The following is a 19,144-nucleotide window of genomic DNA, read 5'->3' as shown; positions in this document are numbered from 1 at the left end:
TCACCCCGCTGCATGAGTGCGAATGGCACCGATGATGCTATTGGTGTTCCACGCACATTCCGCGTGCGCCGCCCGGCGTACCACCGTGGAAATCCGCTCCGCACCAAACGGCTTGACCGCGATAATCACCTTGTTCATGCGCTTGGCGATCTCGATTTCCTTGTTGATCCACTTGCTGTAGGTGGAATACATGCCTGCCATGATCAGCACTGCCGAGCAGAGCCGAATTTTGTTTTCGATGGCTTCTTCAAGTTGTTTGTCGGTTTTCGCGCCGATGATCGGATTGTCCGGTGGCACCGAAAAATTCTTGAACGTGAAGCCGGGTTTTGCATTGAGCAGGCGGACCAGATTGTCGTGGGCGTCTGAGTAGTTCCACGAGTGGCTGATGAACAAATGATAGGTTTGCATGGCTGTCCCTCGGTATCGCCAGAAATGCGATGAGGGCTCGAATGTATGCACTTGAATGGCCGCAACAAGGCCTTGGCGGTTAAAGAGACGCGTCCTTCAGGCAGGCGCGAAGAAGCCTTACAGAGAGGTCTGACGTTTAATTGAGGGGGTTTTTGTGGGATGCCACGAACGACCACCGCCCCGTACGAGTCAGGGGCGGCTGGCACGTCTGTTTAGTAGCTGGTTTCGGGCAGGCTAGCGATGATCGAGCGGTAGCTGTTCATCCGTTGCTGCTGCACGCGGCCCTCTTCCAAAGCCTTGAGCAAGGCGCAACCCGGCTCGCGGTCGTGCTTGCAGTCGCGGAAGCGGCAGGTGCCGATCAAGTCGTTGAACTCGATGAAACCGGCTTCGACGTCGGCACGGCTGACGTGGCCCAGGCCGAACTCACGAATACCTGGGGAGTCGATCAACTCACCGCCACCGGGGAAGTGGAACAACCGCGCGGTGGTGGTGGTGTGGGTGCCCTGGCCCGACAGCTCGGACAGCGGGCCGACGCGGGTGTCGACTTCCGGCAGCAAGCTGTTGACCAGCGACGACTTGCCGACGCCGGACTGGCCGACGAACACGCTGATGTGCCCGTCCAGCTGCTTCTGCAACTGCTCCATGCCATTGCCGTGGTGCGCCGAGACTTCCAGCACCGGATAACCCAGCGTGCGGTAAACCGCCAGCAAGGCATTCAGCGCCGGGGCGTTCTGCTCGTCGATCAGGTCGAATTTGTTCAGCAGCAGCAACGGCCGAATACCGGCGTGTTCCGCAGCGACCAGATAACGGTCGATCAAGTTGGCATGAGGCTCGGGCAGCGGCGCGAAGACGATGACGATCATGTCGACGTTGGCCGCCACCGGCTTGAGCTGGCCACGGCTATCCGGGCGGCAGAGCTCGGTTTTGCGCGGCAGTTGCGCCACGATCACGCCGATGCCCTGGTTGCCGGCACGCCACACGACCTGATCGCCGGTCACCAGCGCTGGCAGGTTGGCGCGCAAATGACAGCGGAACACCTGGCCGGCCAATTCGCCATCGAGGGCCTCGACTTCGACCTGCACACCGAAGTGCGCGATCACCAGGCCCGTCTGTTCCGGACCCAGGTCGCCGCCTTCGAGGGCCTCGACAGCCGAGGACTCGCGTTTGGCGGCGCGGGCAGCGCGCTCGCCCTGAATCTTTTCGATGCGCCAGTTTTGACGACGATTGAGTTGGCGTTTGGCCATGGGTGTTCCGTATCGAGAATGCAGCGATTAGGTAAAACGGCCGCGAGTTTAGCACGCCCGGTGGCCTCCCCTAGGCTAAACTGCGCACCTACGCCGAGGAGCCGACTCATGCAAAACCCGCTGAACCTGATCTGGATCGACCTGGAAATGACCGGTCTGAACCCTGATACCGACGTCATCATCGAGATGGCCACTATCGTCACCGACAGTAATTTGAACACCTTGGCCGAAGGTCCGGTGATCGCCATCCATCACAGCGACGAGATTCTCGCTGGCATGGATGAGTGGAATACCCGTCAGCATGGCGGCTCCGGGCTGACCCAGCGGGTTCGCGACAGCCGCATCAGCATGGCCGAAGCCGAAGCCGAGACCATCGCCTTCCTGGAAAAATGGGTGCCGAAGGGCAAGTCGCCGATCTGTGGCAACAGCATCTGCCAGGACCGTCGCTTCCTTTATACCCACATGAAGTCGCTGGAAAGCTATTTCCACTACCGCAACCTCGATGTGTCGACCCTCAAAGAGCTGGCCGCTCGCTGGGCACCGGACGTACGCGACAGCTTCAAAAAGGGCAGCACCCACCTGGCCCTGGACGACATCCGCGAATCGATCGCTGAGTTGCAGCACTACCGCAAGAATTTCATCAAGTTCTGATAGGTAAAAGGTAAGGCTTTTGTGGCGAGGGAGCTTGCCCCCTTTTGGTGCCCTGACGATCTGAGTAGACTGCGCGCCTTCCTGTAAGGACCGCCACTATGTTGCTGATGCTCTACCTGATCGCCATTACCGCCGAAGCCATGACTGGCGCCCTGTCTGCGGGGCGTCGCGGCATGGACTGGTTTGGCGTGGTGTTGATTGCATGCGTCACGGCGCTGGGCGGCGGTTCGGTACGCGACGTGTTGCTCGGCCACTACCCGCTGACCTGGGTCAAACACCCGGAATACCTGGTGCTGACCTCCGTCGCGGCGATGCTGACGATCTTCATCGCCCGCTGGATGCGTCATCTGCGTTCGCTGTTTCTGGTGCTCGACGCGGTGGGCCTGGTGGCATTCACCCTGATCGGCTGCATGACGGCGCTGGAAATGGGCCACGGCATGCTGGTGGCCTCGGTCAGCGGGGTGATCACCGGGGTGTTTGGCGGCATCCTGCGGGACATTTTCTGTAACGACATCCCGTTGATCTTCCGCCGCGAACTCTACGCCAGCGTCTCGTTTGCCGCTGCGTGGTGCTATCTGCTCTGCATCTATCTGCAATTACCCGGTGAACAGGCAATCCTGATCACCCTGTTCGGTGGCTTCCTGCTGCGCTTGCTGGCGATCCGTTTCCACTGGGAAATGCCCAAGTTCGTTTATAACGACGAGGCCTGACCCTACGCGAGTCCGTGTTGTTTCAGCGCCCATTCGACGTGCTCGCGTACCAGCTCCGACGGATAATCCCGTCGGGCCTTCAGCGCTTCCAGCACCGGAATGCTCGACGGCGCATTACCCAAGCCGACCGCCAGATTGCGCAACCAGCGCTCGTAACCGGCCCGCCGTAACGGCGAACCCTCAGTACTGCTGAGGAATTTTTCTTCGTCCCACATGAACAGCTCGGCCAGTTCGGCGTTGTCCAGGTTATGCCGGGGTTTGAAGTCGCTTTCCCCGGAAGGTCGGGCGAAGCGGTTCCACGGGCAGACGATCTGGCAGTCATCGCAACCGAATACCCGATTGCCGATCAATGGCCGCAAATCTTCGGGGATCGCACTTTTCAGTTCGATGGTCAGGTACGAAATGCAGCGCCGGGCGTCCAGTACATACGGACCGACGAAGGCGTTGGTCGGGCAGATGTCCAGACAGGCGGTGCAGCGACCGCAGTGTTCGGTGGCGTGAGGCGGGTCGACCGGCAGCGGCAGGTCGACGAACAGTTCGCTGAGGAAGAAGTAGCTGCCGGCCTTGCGATTCAAGACCAGGGTGTTTTTGCCGATCCAGCCCAGGCCAGCCTGTTCGGCGATGGCTTTTTCCAGTACCGGGGCGCTGTCGACAAAGGCGCGATAGCCGAACGGGCCGATCACTGCCTGAATTTTTTCCGCCAGTTGTTGCACGCGTTTACGGATCAATTTGTGGTAATCGCGGCCCAAGGCATAACGCGAGACGTAGGCTTTTTCCGGTTCGGCCAGGCGTTTGGCCATTTCGGTGTCGCCCGGCAGGTAATCCATGCGCAGGGAAACGACCCGCAGGGTGCCCGGCACCAGTTCTTCCGGGTGCGAACGTTTGCTGCCATGGGCGCCCATGTAGTCCATTTCGCCGTGGTAGCCGGCCGCGAGCCAGCGCTCCAGGTGCTGCTCATGCTCGGCCAGGTCGAGGCCGCTGATGCCGACTTGCTGAAAGCCCAGCTCGCGGCCCCAGTCCTTGATGGATTGGGCGAGGGCGGGCAGGTCTGTGGTAATAGCGGGCATGAGGCGAGAGAAACCGGAGCTGAGGTGCGTATAATTCTGCCAGACATCGGAGCCTGAAGACGCATGCCGCACACTAAAGATGAATTACCCGACGCGCTGTATAGCGCCGCGCAAGTCCGCGGGCTCGATGCGAGCCTGATCGCGGCCGGTACACCGGGCTTCGAATTGATGCAGCGTGCGGCGCGGGCAACCTGGCGCGCGCTGGTCCGTCATTGGCCGACCGGGCACGAACTGAGCGTGGTAGCCGGCCACGGCAATAATGCGGGCGATGGTTATCTGGTGGCCGTGTTGGCCCGACGTGCCGGCTGGCACGTACGGGTGCTGGCCGCCGGTGATCCCGGGCGTTTGCAGGGCGATGCCGCATCGGCCCATGCCGAGGCAGTAGCCGAAGGCGTCGCCATTCAAGACTGGAACGCGCATTCAGAACTGCGTGGCATTGTGCTGGATGCCTTGCTCGGCACCGGCCTGACCGGGGAAGTACGCGAGCCATACGCCAGTGTCATTGCCGCGATCAACGCCAGTGGGCTACCGGTTGCGGCGGTGGATATACCTTCGGGGCTGTGCGCCGATACGGGCCGCATACTCGGCATTGCGGTTCGAGCCGACCTGACGGTGACGTTCATCGGCTTGAAGCTGGGTCTGTTCACCGGTGACGCTGCGGATGTGGTTGGCGACTTGGTATTCAATGATCTGCTAGCCGCTCCTGAGACGTTTATCGGGGCCACGGTCAGCGCTCGTCGCCTGACGGCCGGTAATGTGCCGCGTCTGACTGGTCGCGCTCCCACTTCCCACAAAGGCAAATTTGGCCACGTATTGCTGATCGGCGGCGATCGCGGTTTTGGCGGCGCCATCCTGCTCGGTGCACAAAGTGCTTTGCGCAGCGGTGCCGGCATGGTGTCTGTGGCCACTCGCAGCGAGCATGTTCCGGCTGCATTGGCGCGTTTGCCTGAAGCGATGGTGCTCGGCATTTCGTCGGCCAATCAATTGATGGGGCTGCTTGAGAGAGTCACGGTGCTGGTCGTCGGCCCAGGGCTGGGGCAGGCCGCCTGGGGGCGCAGTCTGTTGTCGGCCGCGGCCAATGCGCTGCTGCCGCAAGTATGGGACGCCGATGCGTTGAACCTGTTGGCCGAAGGTGGCGTGAGTTTGCCCGCAGGTAGTGTTATCACGCCGCACCCTGGCGAGGCGGCGCGATTACTGGGGGTGTCGACGGCCGATGTTCAGGCCGATCGTCCGGCCGCTGCCCATGCGTTGAGCAAAAAATATACAGCGGCGGTGGTTCTCAAGGGCGCTGGCAGCCTGATCGCCAGCCCCGATGGGCGTCTGGCGCTGTGTCATCAGGGCCATCCGGCCATGGCATCTGCCGGTTTGGGTGATGTGCTGGCCGGTCTGGTCGGCGCCTTGCTCGCTCAGGGCATGGACGCATACGACGCGGCGTGCCTGGCGGTCTGGCTGCACGCCAATGCCGGCGCGCAACAAGGTAAATATGGCCGCGGGCTGGCGGCCAGTGATCTGATTCCAGCCATTCGTCAGTTGTTGGAGGAGCAAGCACCGTGTCTGAAGTAACCCTGTACCTGGCCGATGAACAGGCCATGAGCGACTTTGGCGCACGTATCGCCAAAACCACCCAAGGGCACGGTCTGATTTTTCTCGAGGGAGATCTGGGGGCGGGGAAAACCACGCTGTCCCGGGGCATTATCCGGGGGCTGGGGCATACAGGCGCGGTAAAAAGTCCGACCTTCACCCTGGTCGAGCCTTACGAGATCGGCGCCATCCGCGCCTTCCATTTCGACCTGTATCGTCTGGTCGATCCGGAGGAGCTGGAGTACCTCGGCATCCGCGACTATTTCGAAGACGATGCACTGTGCCTGATCGAATGGCCCCGGAACGGTGCAGGCTTTTTGCCAAAGCCCGACCTGACCATTACCATTACCCCGCAAGACAGCGGACGTTCGCTGAAAATTTTGCCCCAGGGTTCGCGTGGCGAGTCGTGGTGTGCCGTTTTGGTATTGGAATCCAAATAAATGATGGGGTTAGGTATGCGCTTTCGCGCGTTGGTTGCTGCCGTAGGATTGTTGTTTCTGGCGGTGACCGTCGACGCTGTGGCCGAGACGAAGGTCAACAGTGTTCGCCTGTGGCGGGCGCCGGACAACACGCGACTGGTGTTTGATCTGACAGGGCCTGTCCAGCACAGCGTTTTTACCCTGACCTCCCCGGATCGGCTGGTGATCGACATCAATGGCGCATCCCTGGGATCGCCGCTGAACGTCAATACCTCCAACACTCCGATCACCGCCATGCGTTCGGCTCAGCGTACGCCGACCGATCTGCGAGTGGTCATCGACCTGAAAAAGGCCGTCACGCCGAAAAGTTTTACCTTGGCGCCCAACGCCCAATACGGTAATCGCTTGGTGGTCGACCTGTTTGATAACGCCGCCGACGCCGCGCCAATTCCTGTGCCGACTAACGTCGCGACTGTGGCGCCGGTGCCGGTCACGCCAGTCGATCCGCCGGTCAAGCTGCCGCCTGCCCCGGCCGGCAAGCGCGACATCATTGTGGTGATCGATGCCGGTCACGGTGGTGAAGACCCAGGCGCCTCGGGCTCGCGCGGTCAGCGTGAAAAAGACGTGGTGCTGGCCATCGCCCGTGAACTGCAGCGTCAGGTCAATGGCATGAAAGGCTTCCGCGCCGAACTGACGCGTACCGGCGACTACTTCATTCCGTTGCGCGGCCGTACCGAAATTGCCCGCAAGAAGGGCGCCGACCTGTTCGTTTCGATCCACGCCGACGCCGCGCCTTCGGCCGCCGCGTTCGGTGCGTCGGTGTTCGCTTTGTCTGACCGCGGCGCTACGTCGGAGACCGCCCGTTGGCTGGCCGACAGCGAAAACCGTTCCGACTTGATCGGCGGTGCCGGCAACGTCAGCCTCGATGACAAGGACCGCATGCTGGCCGGCGTGCTGCTCGATCTGTCGATGACCGCTTCCCTGACCTCCAGCCTCAACGTTGGCCAGAAAGTCTTGAGCAACATCGGTCGCGTCACGCCGCTGCACAAACAACGCGTGGAGCAAGCCGGGTTCATGGTACTGAAGTCGCCGGACATCCCGTCGATTCTGGTGGAAACCGGGTTTATCTCCAACGCCAACGAAGCTTCCAAGCTGGCCGCAGCGAACCACCAGCAGGCGCTGGCGCGTTCTATCAGCAGCGGCGTACGGCAATTTTTCCAGCAGAATCCACCGCCGGGCACCTACATTGCCTGGTTGCGCGACTCCGGCAAAATCGCCCAGGGCCCGCGTGACCATCGCGTCAATCCCGGCGAAACCCTGGCGATGATCGCCGTGCGCTATCAGGTGGCTCCGGCCACCTTGCGCAGCGCCAACAACCTCAAGAGCGACGAGCTGAAGATCGGTCAGACATTGACCATCCCCGGCACTGAACTGGCGGCCAAAGAATGAACCAGGTGCTGACCAACACCGCGCGTATCGAGCTGCTCAGCCCGCGGTTGGCGAACCAGATTGCTGCCGGTGAAGTGGTTGAGCGCCCGGCCTCGGTGATCAAGGAGTTGCTGGAGAACAGCCTCGACTCCGGAGCCAAACGCATCGATGTTGATGTGGAGCAGGGCGGCGTCAAGCTGCTGCGGGTGCGCGATGATGGCAGCGGCATTTCTGCCGATGACCTGCCGCTGGCCCTGGCCCGTCACGCCACCAGCAAGATTCGCAATCTGGAAGACCTTGAACAGGTGATGAGCCTGGGGTTTCGTGGTGAGGCGCTGGCGTCCATCAGTTCCGTGGCGCGCCTGACTCTGACCTCCCGCACTCGCGATGCCGATCAGGCCTGGCAGGTGGAAACCGAAGGCCGCGACATGGCGCCTCGTGTACAACCGGCGGCCCATCCGGTGGGGACTTCGGTGGAAGTGCGCGATTTGTTCTTCAATACCCCGGCGCGCCGCAAATTTCTAAAGACCGAAAAAACCGAATTCGATCACCTGCAAGAAGTGATCAAACGTCTGGCGCTGGCGCGGTTCGATGTGGCGTTCCATCTGCGTCATAACGGCAAAACCATCCTCAGCCTGCACGAAGCCCATGATGACGCGGCCCGCGCCCGGCGTGTGGCGGCGATCTGCGGGGCGGGTTTCCTGGAGCAGGCGTTACCGATCGAGATCGAACGCAATGGCCTGCATCTGTGGGGCTGGGTCGGGTTGCCGACCTTCAACCGCAGCCAGGCGGACTTGCAGTATTTCTTTGTGAATGGCCGCGCCGTGCGCGACAAACTGGTGGCCCATGCGGTGCGCCAGGCTTATCGCGACGTGCTGTTCAACGGTCGGCACCCGACGTTCGTGCTGTTTTTCGAAGTCGATCCGGCGGGCGTCGACGTCAACGTGCACCCGACCAAGCACGAAGTACGCTTCCGTGACGGGCGCATGGTTCACGATTTCCTCTATGGCACCTTGCACCGCGCCCTCGGCGATGTGCGGCCGGAAGATCATCTGGCCACGCCTGTTGCGACGGCCATTGTCAGGCCCACCGGGCTCGACGCCGGTGAGTTTGGTCCGCAGGGCGAAATGCGTCTGGCGGCCAATGCGCTGCTGGAACAGCCTCAGGCACAACCGTCGTTCAACACGCCGGCTGGCTCGGGCGCTGGTGCCGGTTATCAGTATCAGTACACGCCGCGGCCTCAGTCCGGCGTGCCCGTCGCTGAAGCCCAGGCGGCCTACCGTGAGTTTTTCGCGCCACTGCCCGAAGCCAACGCGGTCGCGCTGCCGGCCGGGCAGGACGACATTCCGCCGCTGGGTTACGCGTTGGCGCAGCTCAAGGGCATCTATATTCTTTCGGAAAACGCCCAGGGGCTGGTACTGGTGGACATGCACGCCGCCCACGAGCGGATCATGTACGAACGCCTGAAAATCGCCATGGCCAGCGAAGGCCTGAGCGGTCAGCCGCTGTTGGTGCCGGAGTCCCTGGCGGTCAGTCAGCGCGAAGCCGATTGTGCCGAAGAACACGCCGCGTGGTTCCAGCGGCTGGGTTTTGAGTTGCAGCGTCTTGGCCCGGAGTCGCTGGCGATCCGGCAAATCCCCGCGTTGCTGAAACAGGCTGAAGCCAATCGACTGGTCAGCGACGTTCTGGCGGATTTGATGGAATATGGCACCAGCGACCGGATTCAGGCACACCTGAACGAACTGCTCGGCACCATGGCCTGCCACGGCGCGATTCGCGCGAATCGGCGTCTGGCCTTGCCGGAAATGAACGGTCTGCTGCGGGACATGGAAAACACCGAACGCAGCGGTCAATGCAACCATGGCCGACCGACCTGGACCCAATTGGGCCTGGACGATCTGGACAAACTGTTTTTGCGCGGTCGTTGATGAGCCAGCTCCCTCCTGCGATTTTCCTGATGGGGCCGACGGCTGCCGGCAAGACCGACCTGGCCATCGAACTCACCAAGGTCCTGCCTTGCGAGCTGATCAGCGTCGATTCGGCGCTGGTTTACCGTGGCATGGACATTGGCACCGCCAAGCCTTCCAAAGAGTTGTTGGCCGAATTTCCGCATCGCTTGATCGATATTCTCGACCCGGCCGAGAGTTATTCGGCTGCGGATTTTCGTCGTGATGCGCTAGAGGCCATGGCCGAGATCACCGCGCGGGGCAAAATCCCGCTGCTGGTAGGCGGCACAATGCTCTACTACAAGGCTTTGCTCGAAGGTCTGGCCGACATGCCGGCGGCCGATCCGGACGTGCGTGCGCAAATCGAAGAAGAGGCTGCACGCCTTGGCTGGCAAGCCCTGCACGATCAATTGGCGGTCATCGATCCGCAATCCGCAGCGCGAATTCATCCGAACGATCCGCAGCGCCTCAGTCGAGCGCTGGAAGTTTATCGCGTCAGCGGTCAGAGCATGACTGAGCTACGCTTGCGACAATCTGCGCAAAGTACTGAAGCAGCCGCTTCGGGACTGCAACAATTGCCCTATACTGTCGCGAACTTGGCCATCGCTCCGGCAAATCGCCAGGTACTGCACGAGCGCATTAAACAAAGATTCACAAATATGTTGGAACAGGGATTCATCGACGAGGTCGTAGCCCTGCGAGATAGAGGTGACCTGAATTCGGGGATGCCGTCTATACGTGCTGTAGGCTATCGACAAGTCTGGGATTACCTGGATGGCAAGCTGACGCAAGCCGAGATGCAGGAGCGTGGAATCATTGCCACGCGCCAATTGGCAAAGCGCCAGTTCACCTGGCTGCGCAGTTGGGCTGATTTACACTGGTTGGACAGCCTCGATTGCGACAATCTGCCGCGCGCCTTGAAATACCTCGGGACCATCTCCATATTGAGCTGAGTCCTTGCAATTGCCGTCTATCCTTGGGGGTGTGACGGCCCCAAGCCATCTGTTTACCTATTTTTTATATTGAATCCTTAAAGGAGTGCGGCACATGTCAAAAGGGCATTCGCTACAAGACCCTTACTTGAATACTTTACGTAAAGAGAAAGTGGGGGTTTCCATCTACCTGGTCAACGGGATCAAGCTGCAAGGCACGATCGAGTCTTTCGACCAGTTCGTTATCCTGCTGAAAAACACCGTTAGCCAAATGGTTTACAAACACGCTATCTCTACAGTGGTGCCGGTTCGTCCAATTCGTCTGCCTAGCGCAACCGAATCCGAAGCAGGTGACGCTGAGCCAGGTAACGCCTGATAGGAGTCTCCTTTGTTCTTTGAGCGCCACGGTGGTGGTGAACGGGCAATTCTCGTTCACTTGGATGGTCAGGACCCTGAGGCGCGCGAAGATCCGCAGGAGTTTCAGGAGTTGGCAATTTCGGCAGGCGCCGAGACCGTCGCGTTTTTTAACGTGCCGCGTCATCGGCCAACCGCCAAAACCCTGATCAGCAGCGGCAAGGTCGAAGAATTACGCGACCTGGTCAACGCCGAACAGGTCGATCTGGTGATTTTCAATCACATCCTCACGCCCAGTCAGGAACGTAACCTCGAACGTATTTTCGAGTGCCGCGTGATTGACCGCACGGGTTTGATTCTCGATATCTTCGCCCAACGCGCCCGCACCCATGAAGGCAAGCTCCAGGTTGAACTGGCCCAGCTTGAACACATGAGTACGCGGCTGGTTCGCGGCTGGACTCACCTTGAGCGGCAGAAGGGCGGTATCGGTCTGCGCGGCCCGGGTGAAACCCAGCTGGAAACCGACCGGCGCCTGTTGCGGATTCGCCTGCGGCAGATCAAGGGGCGTCTGGAAAAGGTCCGCAGCCAGCGCGAGCAGTCTCGTCGCGGGCGCAAACGTGCTGACATCCCGACGGTTTCACTGGTGGGGTATACCAACGCCGGCAAATCGACACTGTTCAATTCGGTCACCGATTCCGACGTCTTCGCCGCCGACCAGTTATTCGCTACCCTCGACCCGACCTTGCGTCGACTCGAGCTCGATGACCTCGGGCCGATCGTGCTGGCCGACACCGTGGGCTTCATTCGCCACCTGCCGCACAAGCTGGTCGAGGCATTTCGGGCTACGCTCGAAGAGTCGAGCAACTCCGACCTGCTGCTGCATGTGATCGATGCGCATGAGCCTGAGCGGATGGCCCAGATTGAACAGGTCATGGTGGTGCTCGGGGAGATCGGGGCACAAGACTTGCCGATCCTTGAGGTATACAACAAACTCGATTTGCTCGAGGGTGTTGAGCCGCAGATCCAGCGTGATGCCGATGGCAAACCGCAGCGGGTCTGGTTGTCGGCCAAGGACGGTACCGGCCTGGACCTGCTCAAGCAGGCTGTGGCCGAACTGTTGGGCAGTGATTTGTTTGTTGGCACCTTGCGCTTGCCGCAACGTTTTGCTCGACTGCGTGCGCAGTTTTTCGAACTCGGTGCGGTGCAAAAAGAAGAACATGACGAAGAAGGCATCAGCTTGCTGGCCGTTCGCTTGCCTCGGATCGAATTGAATCGACTCGTGAGCCGCGAAGGTCTGCAACCGATAGAATTCATCGAGCAACACACTTTGCAATAAAAGCCTGAGAAAGCGGTTGTGCCGCGGTGACAGGCATTCTGTAGCATTGGTCGGCGCGCCGTGGGTGCGTCTTTGCTTTATCAGATGGAGAGCGCTATGGCTTGGAATGAGCCGGGTGGCAACTCGAATAATCAGGATCCTTGGGGTGGCAAGCGCCGCAATAACGGCGACCGCAAGGGACCACCGGATCTCGACGAGGCCTTCCGAAAGCTGCAGGAAAGCCTGAACGGGTTGTTCGGTGGTGGTAAAAAACGCGGTGACGAGGGCGGTGGTCCGGGCAAGAGTGGCGGCTTTGGCGGCCTGCTCGGCATCGGCCTGGTCGTGCTGGCGGCCGTGTGGCTGTACAGCGCTGTCTACGTGGTCGACGAGCAGGAGCAGGCGGTAGTGCTGCGCTTCGGCAAATACTATGAAACCGTCGGCCCGGGCCTGAACATCTATTTCCCGCCGATCGATCGCAAGTACATGGAAAACGTCACGCGTGAGCGTGCCTATACCAAGCAGGGTCAAATGCTGACTGAAGACGAAAACATCGTCGAAGTACCGCTGACCGTGCAGTACAAGATCAGCAACCTGCAGGACTTCGTGCTGAACGTCGATCAGCCGGAAATCAGCCTGCAGCATGCGACCGACAGTGCCTTGCGTCACGTGGTGGGTTCTACCGCCATGGATCAGGTGCTGACCGAAGGTCGTGAATTGATGGCCAGCGAAATCAAGGAGCGTCTGCAACGCTTCCTCGATACCTATCGCACCGGTATCACCGTCACCCAGGTCAACGTACAGAGCGCAGCTGCACCGCGTGAAGTTCAGGAAGCCTTCGATGACGTGATCCGCGCCCGTGAAGACGAGCAGCGTTCGCGCAACCAGGCTGAAACCTACGCCAACGGCGTCGTGCCGGAAGCCCGTGGTCAGGCCCAGCGCATCCTCGAAGATGCCAACGGTTACCGCGACGAGACCGTCTCCCGCGCCAAGGGTGAGGCTGATCGCTTCACCAAGCTGGTGGCCGAGTATCGCAAGGCCCCTGAAGTCACCCGCCAGCGTCTGTACCTGGACACCATGCAGGAAATCTTCAGCAATACCAGCAAGGTTCTCGTGACCGGCAACAAGGATGGCCAGAACAATCTGCTGTACTTGCCGCTGGACAAGATGATCGACAGTGGTCGCAGCCCCGGCGCTCCGGTGACCGGCGCAGCAGCCAGCAGCAATGAAGTGAATGCGCGTGCGGCAGCTGATCTGCAGCAACAGCAAGCACGTACCAGGGAGAGTCGCTGATGAGCAATAAATCGCTGATCGCCCTTATTATCGGCGTCGTCGTGGCGATCGTTGCCTGGAACTGCTTCTACATCGTGGCTCAGACCGAGCGTGCGGTGATGCTGCAGTTCGGTCGCGTGGTCCAGGCCGATGTTCAGCCGGGCTTGCACGTGAAAGTGCCTTACGTGAACAAGGTGCGTAAATTCGACGCGCGCCTGATGACACTGGATGCACCGACACAACGCTTCCTGACGCTGGAAAAGAAAGCCGTCATGGTCGATGCCTACGCCAAGTGGCGCGTGAAAGATGCCGAGCGCTTCTACACCGCGACTTCCGGCCTCAAGCAGATTGCCGACGAGCGTCTTTCCCGTCGTCTGGAATCGGGCCTGCGTGACCAGTTCGGTAAGCGCACCCTGCACGAAGTGGTGTCCGGTGAGCGTGATGCGCTGATGGCAGACATCACCTCTTCGCTGAACAAGATGGCGGAAAAAGAGCTGGGTATCGAAGTTGTCGATGTCCGGGTCAAAACCATCGACCTGCCGAAGGAAGTGAACCGCAGCGTGTTCGAACGTATGAGCACCGAGCGTGAGCGTGAAGCTCGCGAGCACCGCGCCAAGGGTAACGAGCTGGCTGAAGGCATCCGTGCCGACGCCGACCGTCAACGCCGCGTGCTGCTGGCTGAAGCCTATCGTGAATCCGAAGAGGTTCGCGGTGACGGTGATGCCCAGGCTGCTGCGATCTACTCCAAGGCATACGGCCAGGATCAGGAGTTCTACGCGTTCTACCGTAGCCTGCGTGCCTACCGTGAAAGCTTCGCGAACAAATCCGACGTCATGGTCCTGGACCCGGGCAGCGACTTCTTCCGTTACCTGGAAAAAGCCAAGCCTTGATACGGCGTTGACCTGAATCATCCCCCGCCGGGCGGCTAAAACCTCGGGCGGGGTGATCCTTTGGGAAAACGTGTGTATGATGCGGCAGCCGGGAAATTCCCGGCTTTTTTGCGTCTGCACGTTTGATTGCTGTTTTTGTGCAGGCGTCCGAGTTGAATGACTCGACAGGTTTTTCGAGGAAAGTGGTTGGCGAAGCCGATTTCAGGCTTTTCGCCCCGTTGTTCATGCGCGTGGTTTGCACATGAGCCGATCATTTTCTGCTTCACTCAAGGCTCGCCCAAAGGCTTGTCGCCCGGATCATAGGGGAATGGCGTAATGGCAACGGTAGACCGCTGGCTGCTGCCAGATGGCATCGAAGAAGTACTGCCACCAGAAGCTGCGCGCATCGAAGTAGCGCGTCGCCAGGTGTTGGATCTGTTCCAGAGCTGGGGTTACGAGTTTGTCGTGACTCCCCATATCGAGTACCTGGAATCCCTGCTGACCGGCGCGGGCTCGGACCTCGATCTGCGTACCTTCAAGGTCATCGACCCGCAGTCGGGCCGGCAGATGGGTTTTCGCGCCGACATCACGCCGCAAGTGGCGCGCATCGATGCGCACACCCTGCGTCGCGAAGGGCCGAGCCGTCTGTGTTATGCCGGCAGCGTGCTGCATGCTCAGCCACGCGCCTTGTCGTCCTCGCGCAGCCCGATTCAACTGGGCGCCGAGTTGTACGGCGATGCCAGCCCGAGCAGCGACGTGGAAGTCATCAGCCTGATGCTGGCCATGCTGAAACTGGCCGATGTGCCGGATGTGCACATGGACCTCGGCCATGTCGGCATCTACCGCGGCCTGGCCCGCGCCGCCGGTTTGTCCGGCGAAGTCGAGCAACAGTTGTTCGATGCGTTGCAACGTAAAGCCATCGACGAGGTCATTACCTTGACCGAAGGCCTGCCTGCCGATCTGTCGGGCATGCTGCGAGCGTTGGTCGACCTGTGTGGCGGTCGTGAAGTGTTGAGCGCAGCGCGTGAGCGTCTGGCCAATGCACCGGCGCCCGTGCTGGCGGCCCTGGACGATTTGCTGGCGATTGCCGAGCGTCTGTCCACGCGTTTCCCGGAATTACCGCTGTATTTCGACCTGGGCGAGTTGCGCGGCTATCACTACCACACGGGTGTAGTGTTCGCCGTGTTCGTACCGGGTGTTGGCCAGTCCATCGCTCAGGGCGGTCGTTACGACGACATCGGCGCCGATTTCGGTCGTGCCCGTCCGGCAACTGGTTTCTCTACCGATTTGAAAACCCTGGTGACCCTGGGGCGTGCTGAAATCGAGCTACCGTCTGGCGGTATCTGGATGCCAGACAGTACGGATGCAGCACTCTGGCAGCAGGTTTGCCAGTTGCGCAGTGAGGGTCAGCGTGTCGTTCAGGCATTGCCTGGGCAACTTTTGGCCGCCGCCCGTGAAGCGGACTGCGACCGGCAATTGATTCAGCAGAACGGGCTTTGGCAAGTATTGCCGCTGGCTTCTTGAGTTTTCCTGCCGGCCGCCGCCGGCACCAAGTTTGCGCGAATGAGGACAAGTGTTATGGGTAAGAATGTCGTAGTCCTGGGCACCCAATGGGGTGATGAGGGCAAAGGCAAGATCGTTGATCTGCTGACCGAACATGCTGCCGCCGTAGTGCGCTACCAAGGTGGCCACAACGCTGGCCACACCCTGGTGATCGACGGCGAAAAAACCGTCTTGCACCTGATCCCGTCGGGCGTGCTGCGCGAAGGCGTGCAATGCCTGATCGGTAACGGCGTGGTGGTTGCACCCGACGCCCTGCTGCGGGAAATCATCAAGCTGGAAGAGAAAGGCGTACCGGTGCGCGAGCGCCTGCGTATCAGCCCGTCCTGCCCGCTGATCCTGTCCTACCACGTAGCGCTGGACCAGGCTCGTGAAAAGGCCCGTGGCGAGCTGAAGATCGGTACTACCGGTCGCGGCATCGGCCCGGCTTACGAAGACAAGGTTGCCCGTCGCGGTCTGCGCGTAGGTGATCTGCTCAACATGCCGCGCTTTGAAGCCAAGCTGCGTGAATTGGTGGAATACCACAACTTCATGTTGGTCGGTTTCTACAAAGAGCCAGCCATTGACTTCGACAAGACCCTGGCCGAGTGCAAAGAATACGCTGAACTGCTCAAGCCGCTGATGCTGGACGTGACTGCCGAACTGCACGATCTGCGTCGTGCTGGCAAAGACATCATGTTCGAAGGCGCCCAAGGTTCGTTGCTGGACATCGACCACGGCACCTACCCGTACGTGACCAGCTCTAACACCACTGCTGGCGGCGTTGCTACCGGTTCGGGCGTTGGTCCTATGTTCCTGGACTACATCCTGGGTATCACCAAGGCTTACACCACGCGTGTAGGTTCGGGTCCATTCCCGACTGAGCTGTTCGACGAAGTCGGTGCGCACCTGGCTAAACAAGGTCACGAGTTCGGCGCGACCACCGGCCGTGCTCGTCGTTGTGGCTGGTTTGACGCCGTTATCCTGCGTCGCGCTATCGATGTGAACAGCATCTCGGGCATCTGCCTGACCAAGCTGGATGTACTCGACGGTCTGGAAACCATCAACATCTGCGTCGGCTACAAAGATGCAGAAGGTAAGGACGTTGCCCCGACTGACGCTGACAGCTACATTGGCCTGCAGCCGGTATACGAAGAAGTGCTGGGCTGGACAGAGTCGACCGTGGGTGCCAAAACTCTGGAAGAGCTGCCAGCTAACGCCCGTGCTTACATCAAGCGCGTTGAAGAGCTGATCGGTGCGCCGATCGACATTATTTCGACGGGCCCGGACCGCAACGAAACCATCGTTCTGCGTCACCCGTTCGCTTAATAAGTCGTTGATGTAAAAAACAAAGGCCCCTTAATTGGGGCCTTTGTCGTTTATGCCTGTCGAGCGGCATGACCTTTGCTGTGAACATTGAAAAAGCATCGTTTCTGACGTGCTATCAATTTGATGGCGTCAAAGCAGAGGGATTTTTCAGTGTCGGCCGTTCTCTCACTGTTACAAAGCCGTCTCTTGCGGCCCGTGTTCGTTACCCTTGGTATCGCCCTTTTGGTGCAGGTGCTGGTGGCTGTCGCTCTGACCCGGAGCACGGTGACTGCGCTGGAAGCTGATTTGGGTGTGCGCCTGGACGCCGATAGCCAAAAGCTCTCTGGTGAGCTTGAGCAGGCAGGGCGTGAAGTCACGTCGAGCCTGGATAATCTGTCCACCAGTACCCGTCAGCGCCTGACGGCCGGGCTGTCTTCGCGCCTGAAGGACGAGCAGGCGCAACTGCGTACGACTCTGGAGAAGGACCTGAAGGATTCGGCCAACGACATGGCGCAGCTTCTGGCCTCGGTCGCACCCCGCGCCATGTGGGACAGCGACATTCCCACTCTGTCCGAATTCGCTCGCCGTGCCCAGCGCAATCCCAGTGTGTTGTTCGTGGTCTACGACGACGCTACGGGCCAGCACCTGACGCGCTACCTCAACCGGGAGAACCCGATCAACAAGGCGCTTCTGGAAAAAGGCCAGGGCGAGCGGGCGCTGGACAAGGTGCTGGATGCGGCGAAGAACGATCCGTCGGTCTACTACCTTGAAGCTTCGATCAACCCCAATGGGGTGGAGATCGGCAAGGTTTTGATGGGCGTCTCGACCGCCTCCGTGGAAACCGATCTGGCGGCGCTGCGCGGACGTCTGCAATCGGCGCAGTCCACCGCCACTGAAATGAAAGCCAATACCACCAGTGCCGTGCAGGACGCTGCGGGGACTTTGCGCTGGCGCATTGGCATGGGCCTGGTGCTGGTGGGGTTTGGTGTGCTGCTGTTGCTGGCGGTGGTACTGGGTCGTCGAGTGGTCAACCGCTTGAAGCTATTGATCGCCGCCATGGATGACCTGGCGGCAGGTGAGGGCGATCTGACCAAACGTGTGCAGATCAATAGCCAGGATGAGATTGGCGATATGGCCTCGGCGGTCAATCGCTTTGTGGATAAGTTGCAGCCGATCGTGCGGGAGGCGGGCGATGTGGCTCAGCGAACCGGCGTGGAAATTGGCGCCATGACCCTGCGCAATGCTGGCGCCGATGCGGCGGCGGGCATGCAGCGCGATGAAGTGGCCGAAAGCTTGCGCGCGTTGTCGCAAATGGCTGACGAAGCTCAGTCTGAAAGCCACGCCATGCAGGCTGCTTTGCGGCAGGTGGTGGATATTCGTCAGGCCACGGATGAAAACACTCGGACCTCGGCGAAAGTTGGCAGTCTCATCGAGGCATTGGCCGGACAAGTCGACACCGGCGCGAAAGTCATCGAGCGCCTGGCACAGCAGAGCGAGCAGATTGAAGTGGTGCTGACGGTGATTCACGGGATCGCCGAACAAACCAACTTGCTGGCGTTGAACGCGGCCATTGAGGCGGCGCGTGCCGGCGAGACCGGTCGCGGGTTTGCCGTGGTGGCGGATGAGGTGCGGGCACTGGCGAGCAAGACTCAGAGCTCAACCGGTGACATTCAGGCTCACATCGTTGCGTTGCAGCAGGGCGCGCGCGAGGCCGTCGCGGCCATCGGGCAGGCTGGACGTCAGGCCAGCGAAGGTTTGCTGGTGTTGCGCGACAGTGCGCGGTTGCAGCAGTCGGTGCAGGTGTCGGTCGAGCAGGTGCATGCGGCAATCGGTCTGGCGACCCAGGCCGCGGCGCATCAGGCGCAAGGTGCGCAAGCAGTGCGTGGGCGGGTTGAGACCATTCATGCTCAAGCGGAGAAGGCTGCTCAGGCGGTGGTGGAAACCACGGCTAGCGGCAAGGTGCTGGATGGCTTGGCGGCGCAATTGAAGGCGAGCCTGGGGCAGTTCAGGGCTTAAGTTTTGTATTGTTTGTGTGGACGCCATCGCGGGCAAGCCCGCTCCCACAGGATTTGTGTCGTACATAAATTTTGTATATGACCGCTCC

17 protein-coding genes are annotated in these 19,144 nt (G+C 60.4%); 14 read left to right on the top strand and 3 right to left on the bottom strand.

What is annotated here, in order from left to right:
* Together PSH88_RS27765 and rsgA are read right to left on the bottom strand one after the other, a co-directional pair.
* The gene (locus tag PSH88_RS27765; RefSeq protein WP_305423920.1) at positions 1-408 is read right to left on the bottom strand and encodes a TIR domain-containing protein; all 408 of its coding nucleotides are present in this window, start codon (positions 406-408) and stop codon (positions 1-3) included.
* A gap of 212 nt (positions 409-620) precedes the next feature.
* On the bottom strand, positions 621-1,652 hold the full coding sequence (gene rsgA / locus PSH88_RS27760; RefSeq protein ID WP_305423918.1) for a small ribosomal subunit biogenesis GTPase RsgA: 1,032 nt from the start codon (positions 1,650-1,652) through the stop codon (positions 621-623).
* Between the two features lie 108 nt (positions 1,653-1,760).
* Here rsgA and orn point away from each other — a divergent pair, with 108 nt between their 5' ends.
* Both orn and PSH88_RS27750 read left to right on the top strand, forming a co-directional pair.
* The gene (orn, locus tag PSH88_RS27755) at positions 1,761-2,303 is read left to right on the top strand and encodes an oligoribonuclease (protein ID WP_008068863.1); all 543 of its coding nucleotides are present in this window, start codon (positions 1,761-1,763) and stop codon (positions 2,301-2,303) included.
* Positions 2,304-2,401: 98 nt separating this feature from the next.
* Positions 2,402-3,013, top strand: a complete 612-nt coding sequence (locus PSH88_RS27750; protein ID WP_030128339.1) for a trimeric intracellular cation channel family protein — start codon at positions 2,402-2,404, stop codon at positions 3,011-3,013.
* Positions 3,014-3,015: 2 nt separating this feature from the next.
* Here the strand turns inward: PSH88_RS27750 and queG are convergent, their stop codons facing one another.
* The gene (gene queG, locus PSH88_RS27745; protein WP_305423914.1) at positions 3,016-4,080 is read right to left on the bottom strand and encodes a tRNA epoxyqueuosine(34) reductase QueG; all 1,065 of its coding nucleotides are present in this window, start codon (positions 4,078-4,080) and stop codon (positions 3,016-3,018) included.
* A gap of 63 nt (positions 4,081-4,143) precedes the next feature.
* Between queG and PSH88_RS27740 the strand changes: the two genes are divergently transcribed.
* The 12 genes from PSH88_RS27740 (at position 4,144) to PSH88_RS27685 (ending at position 19,056) form a co-directional block, all read left to right on the top strand.
* A complete protein-coding gene (locus PSH88_RS27740; RefSeq protein ID WP_305423913.1) occupies positions 4,144-5,643 on the top strand; it encodes an NAD(P)H-hydrate dehydratase in 1,500 nt (499 codons plus the stop codon).
* The gene (gene tsaE / locus PSH88_RS27735) at positions 5,631-6,101 is read left to right on the top strand and encodes a tRNA (adenosine(37)-N6)-threonylcarbamoyltransferase complex ATPase subunit type 1 TsaE (protein WP_305423911.1); all 471 of its coding nucleotides are present in this window, start codon (positions 5,631-5,633) and stop codon (positions 6,099-6,101) included. The genes PSH88_RS27740 and tsaE overlap by 13 nt, the downstream gene beginning before the upstream one ends.
* Positions 6,102-7,529, top strand: a complete 1,428-nt coding sequence (locus PSH88_RS27730; RefSeq protein ID WP_305423909.1) for an N-acetylmuramoyl-L-alanine amidase — start codon at positions 6,102-6,104, stop codon at positions 7,527-7,529.
* The gene (gene mutL, locus PSH88_RS27725; RefSeq protein WP_370694673.1) at positions 7,526-9,436 is read left to right on the top strand and encodes a DNA mismatch repair endonuclease MutL; all 1,911 of its coding nucleotides are present in this window, start codon (positions 7,526-7,528) and stop codon (positions 9,434-9,436) included. The genes PSH88_RS27730 and mutL overlap by 4 nt, the downstream gene beginning before the upstream one ends.
* Complete coding sequence (gene miaA, locus PSH88_RS27720; RefSeq protein ID WP_305423907.1) at positions 9,436-10,407, top strand: tRNA (adenosine(37)-N6)-dimethylallyltransferase MiaA; 972 nt, start codon at positions 9,436-9,438, stop codon at positions 10,405-10,407. The genes mutL and miaA overlap by 1 nt, the downstream gene beginning before the upstream one ends.
* A 94-nt stretch (positions 10,408-10,501) precedes the next feature.
* Positions 10,502-10,762, top strand: a complete 261-nt coding sequence (hfq, locus tag PSH88_RS27715) for an RNA chaperone Hfq (protein ID WP_007902656.1) — start codon at positions 10,502-10,504, stop codon at positions 10,760-10,762.
* 12 nt (positions 10,763-10,774) lie between these two features.
* The gene (gene hflX / locus PSH88_RS27710) at positions 10,775-12,076 is read left to right on the top strand and encodes a ribosome rescue GTPase HflX (RefSeq protein WP_305423906.1); all 1,302 of its coding nucleotides are present in this window, start codon (positions 10,775-10,777) and stop codon (positions 12,074-12,076) included.
* Positions 12,077-12,172: 96 nt separating this feature from the next.
* Positions 12,173-13,345, top strand: a complete 1,173-nt coding sequence (gene hflK / locus PSH88_RS27705) for an FtsH protease activity modulator HflK (protein ID WP_305423904.1) — start codon at positions 12,173-12,175, stop codon at positions 13,343-13,345.
* Positions 13,345-14,214: a protease modulator HflC gene (hflC, locus tag PSH88_RS27700; protein WP_008009823.1), complete on the top strand. Its 870-nt coding sequence runs from the start codon at positions 13,345-13,347 to the stop codon at positions 14,212-14,214. Before hflK ends, hflC begins: the two co-directional genes overlap by 1 nt.
* Before the next feature lie 315 nt (positions 14,215-14,529).
* Positions 14,530-15,717 carry an ATP phosphoribosyltransferase regulatory subunit gene (locus tag PSH88_RS27695; RefSeq protein ID WP_305423903.1) on the top strand — a complete coding sequence of 396 codons (1,188 nt, stop codon included), beginning with the start codon at positions 14,530-14,532 and terminating at the stop codon, positions 15,715-15,717.
* 54 nt (positions 15,718-15,771) lie between these two features.
* Complete coding sequence (locus PSH88_RS27690; protein ID WP_095127394.1) at positions 15,772-17,061, top strand: adenylosuccinate synthase; 1,290 nt, start codon at positions 15,772-15,774, stop codon at positions 17,059-17,061.
* Positions 17,062-17,211: 150 nt separating this feature from the next.
* Entirely contained in the window at positions 17,212-19,056 is a 1,845-nt protein-coding gene (locus PSH88_RS27685; RefSeq protein WP_305423900.1) for a methyl-accepting chemotaxis protein, read from the top strand.
* Positions 19,057-19,144 lie beyond the last annotated feature (88 nt).

The sequence above is a fragment of the Pseudomonas wuhanensis genome (assembly GCF_030687395.1).
Classification (GTDB): domain Bacteria; phylum Pseudomonadota; class Gammaproteobacteria; order Pseudomonadales; family Pseudomonadaceae; genus Aquipseudomonas; species Aquipseudomonas wuhanensis.
The sequence above is the reverse complement of the archived record's forward strand: the minus strand, read 5'-3'. Positions and strand labels throughout refer to the sequence as shown.

Coding starts and splice junctions, on each gene's coding strand:
- hflC (WP_008009823.1), top strand. CDS start 13,345: ATGAGCAATAAATCGCTGATCGCCCTTATTATCGGCGTCGTCGTGGCG.
- PSH88_RS27695 (WP_305423903.1), top strand. CDS start 14,530: ATGGCAACGGTAGACCGCTGGCTGCTGCCAGATGGCATCGAAGAAGTA.
- hfq (WP_007902656.1), top strand. CDS start 10,502: ATGTCAAAAGGGCATTCGCTACAAGACCCTTACTTGAATACTTTACGT.
- orn (WP_008068863.1), top strand. CDS start 1,761: ATGCAAAACCCGCTGAACCTGATCTGGATCGACCTGGAAATGACCGGT.
- PSH88_RS27730 (WP_305423909.1), top strand. CDS start 6,102: ATGATGGGGTTAGGTATGCGCTTTCGCGCGTTGGTTGCTGCCGTAGGA.
- PSH88_RS27765 (WP_305423920.1), bottom strand. CDS start 408: ATGCAAACCTATCATTTGTTCATCAGCCACTCGTGGAACTACTCAGAC.
- hflK (WP_305423904.1), top strand. CDS start 12,173: ATGGCTTGGAATGAGCCGGGTGGCAACTCGAATAATCAGGATCCTTGG.
- mutL (WP_370694673.1), top strand. CDS start 7,526: ATGAACCAGGTGCTGACCAACACCGCGCGTATCGAGCTGCTCAGCCCG.
- miaA (WP_305423907.1), top strand. CDS start 9,436: ATGAGCCAGCTCCCTCCTGCGATTTTCCTGATGGGGCCGACGGCTGCC.
- rsgA (WP_305423918.1), bottom strand. CDS start 1,652: ATGGCCAAACGCCAACTCAATCGTCGTCAAAACTGGCGCATCGAAAAG.
- queG (WP_305423914.1), bottom strand. CDS start 4,080: ATGCCCGCTATTACCACAGACCTGCCCGCCCTCGCCCAATCCATCAAG.
- PSH88_RS27740 (WP_305423913.1), top strand. CDS start 4,144: ATGCCGCACACTAAAGATGAATTACCCGACGCGCTGTATAGCGCCGCG.
- PSH88_RS27750 (WP_030128339.1), top strand. CDS start 2,402: ATGTTGCTGATGCTCTACCTGATCGCCATTACCGCCGAAGCCATGACT.
- PSH88_RS27690 (WP_095127394.1), top strand. CDS start 15,772: ATGGGTAAGAATGTCGTAGTCCTGGGCACCCAATGGGGTGATGAGGGC.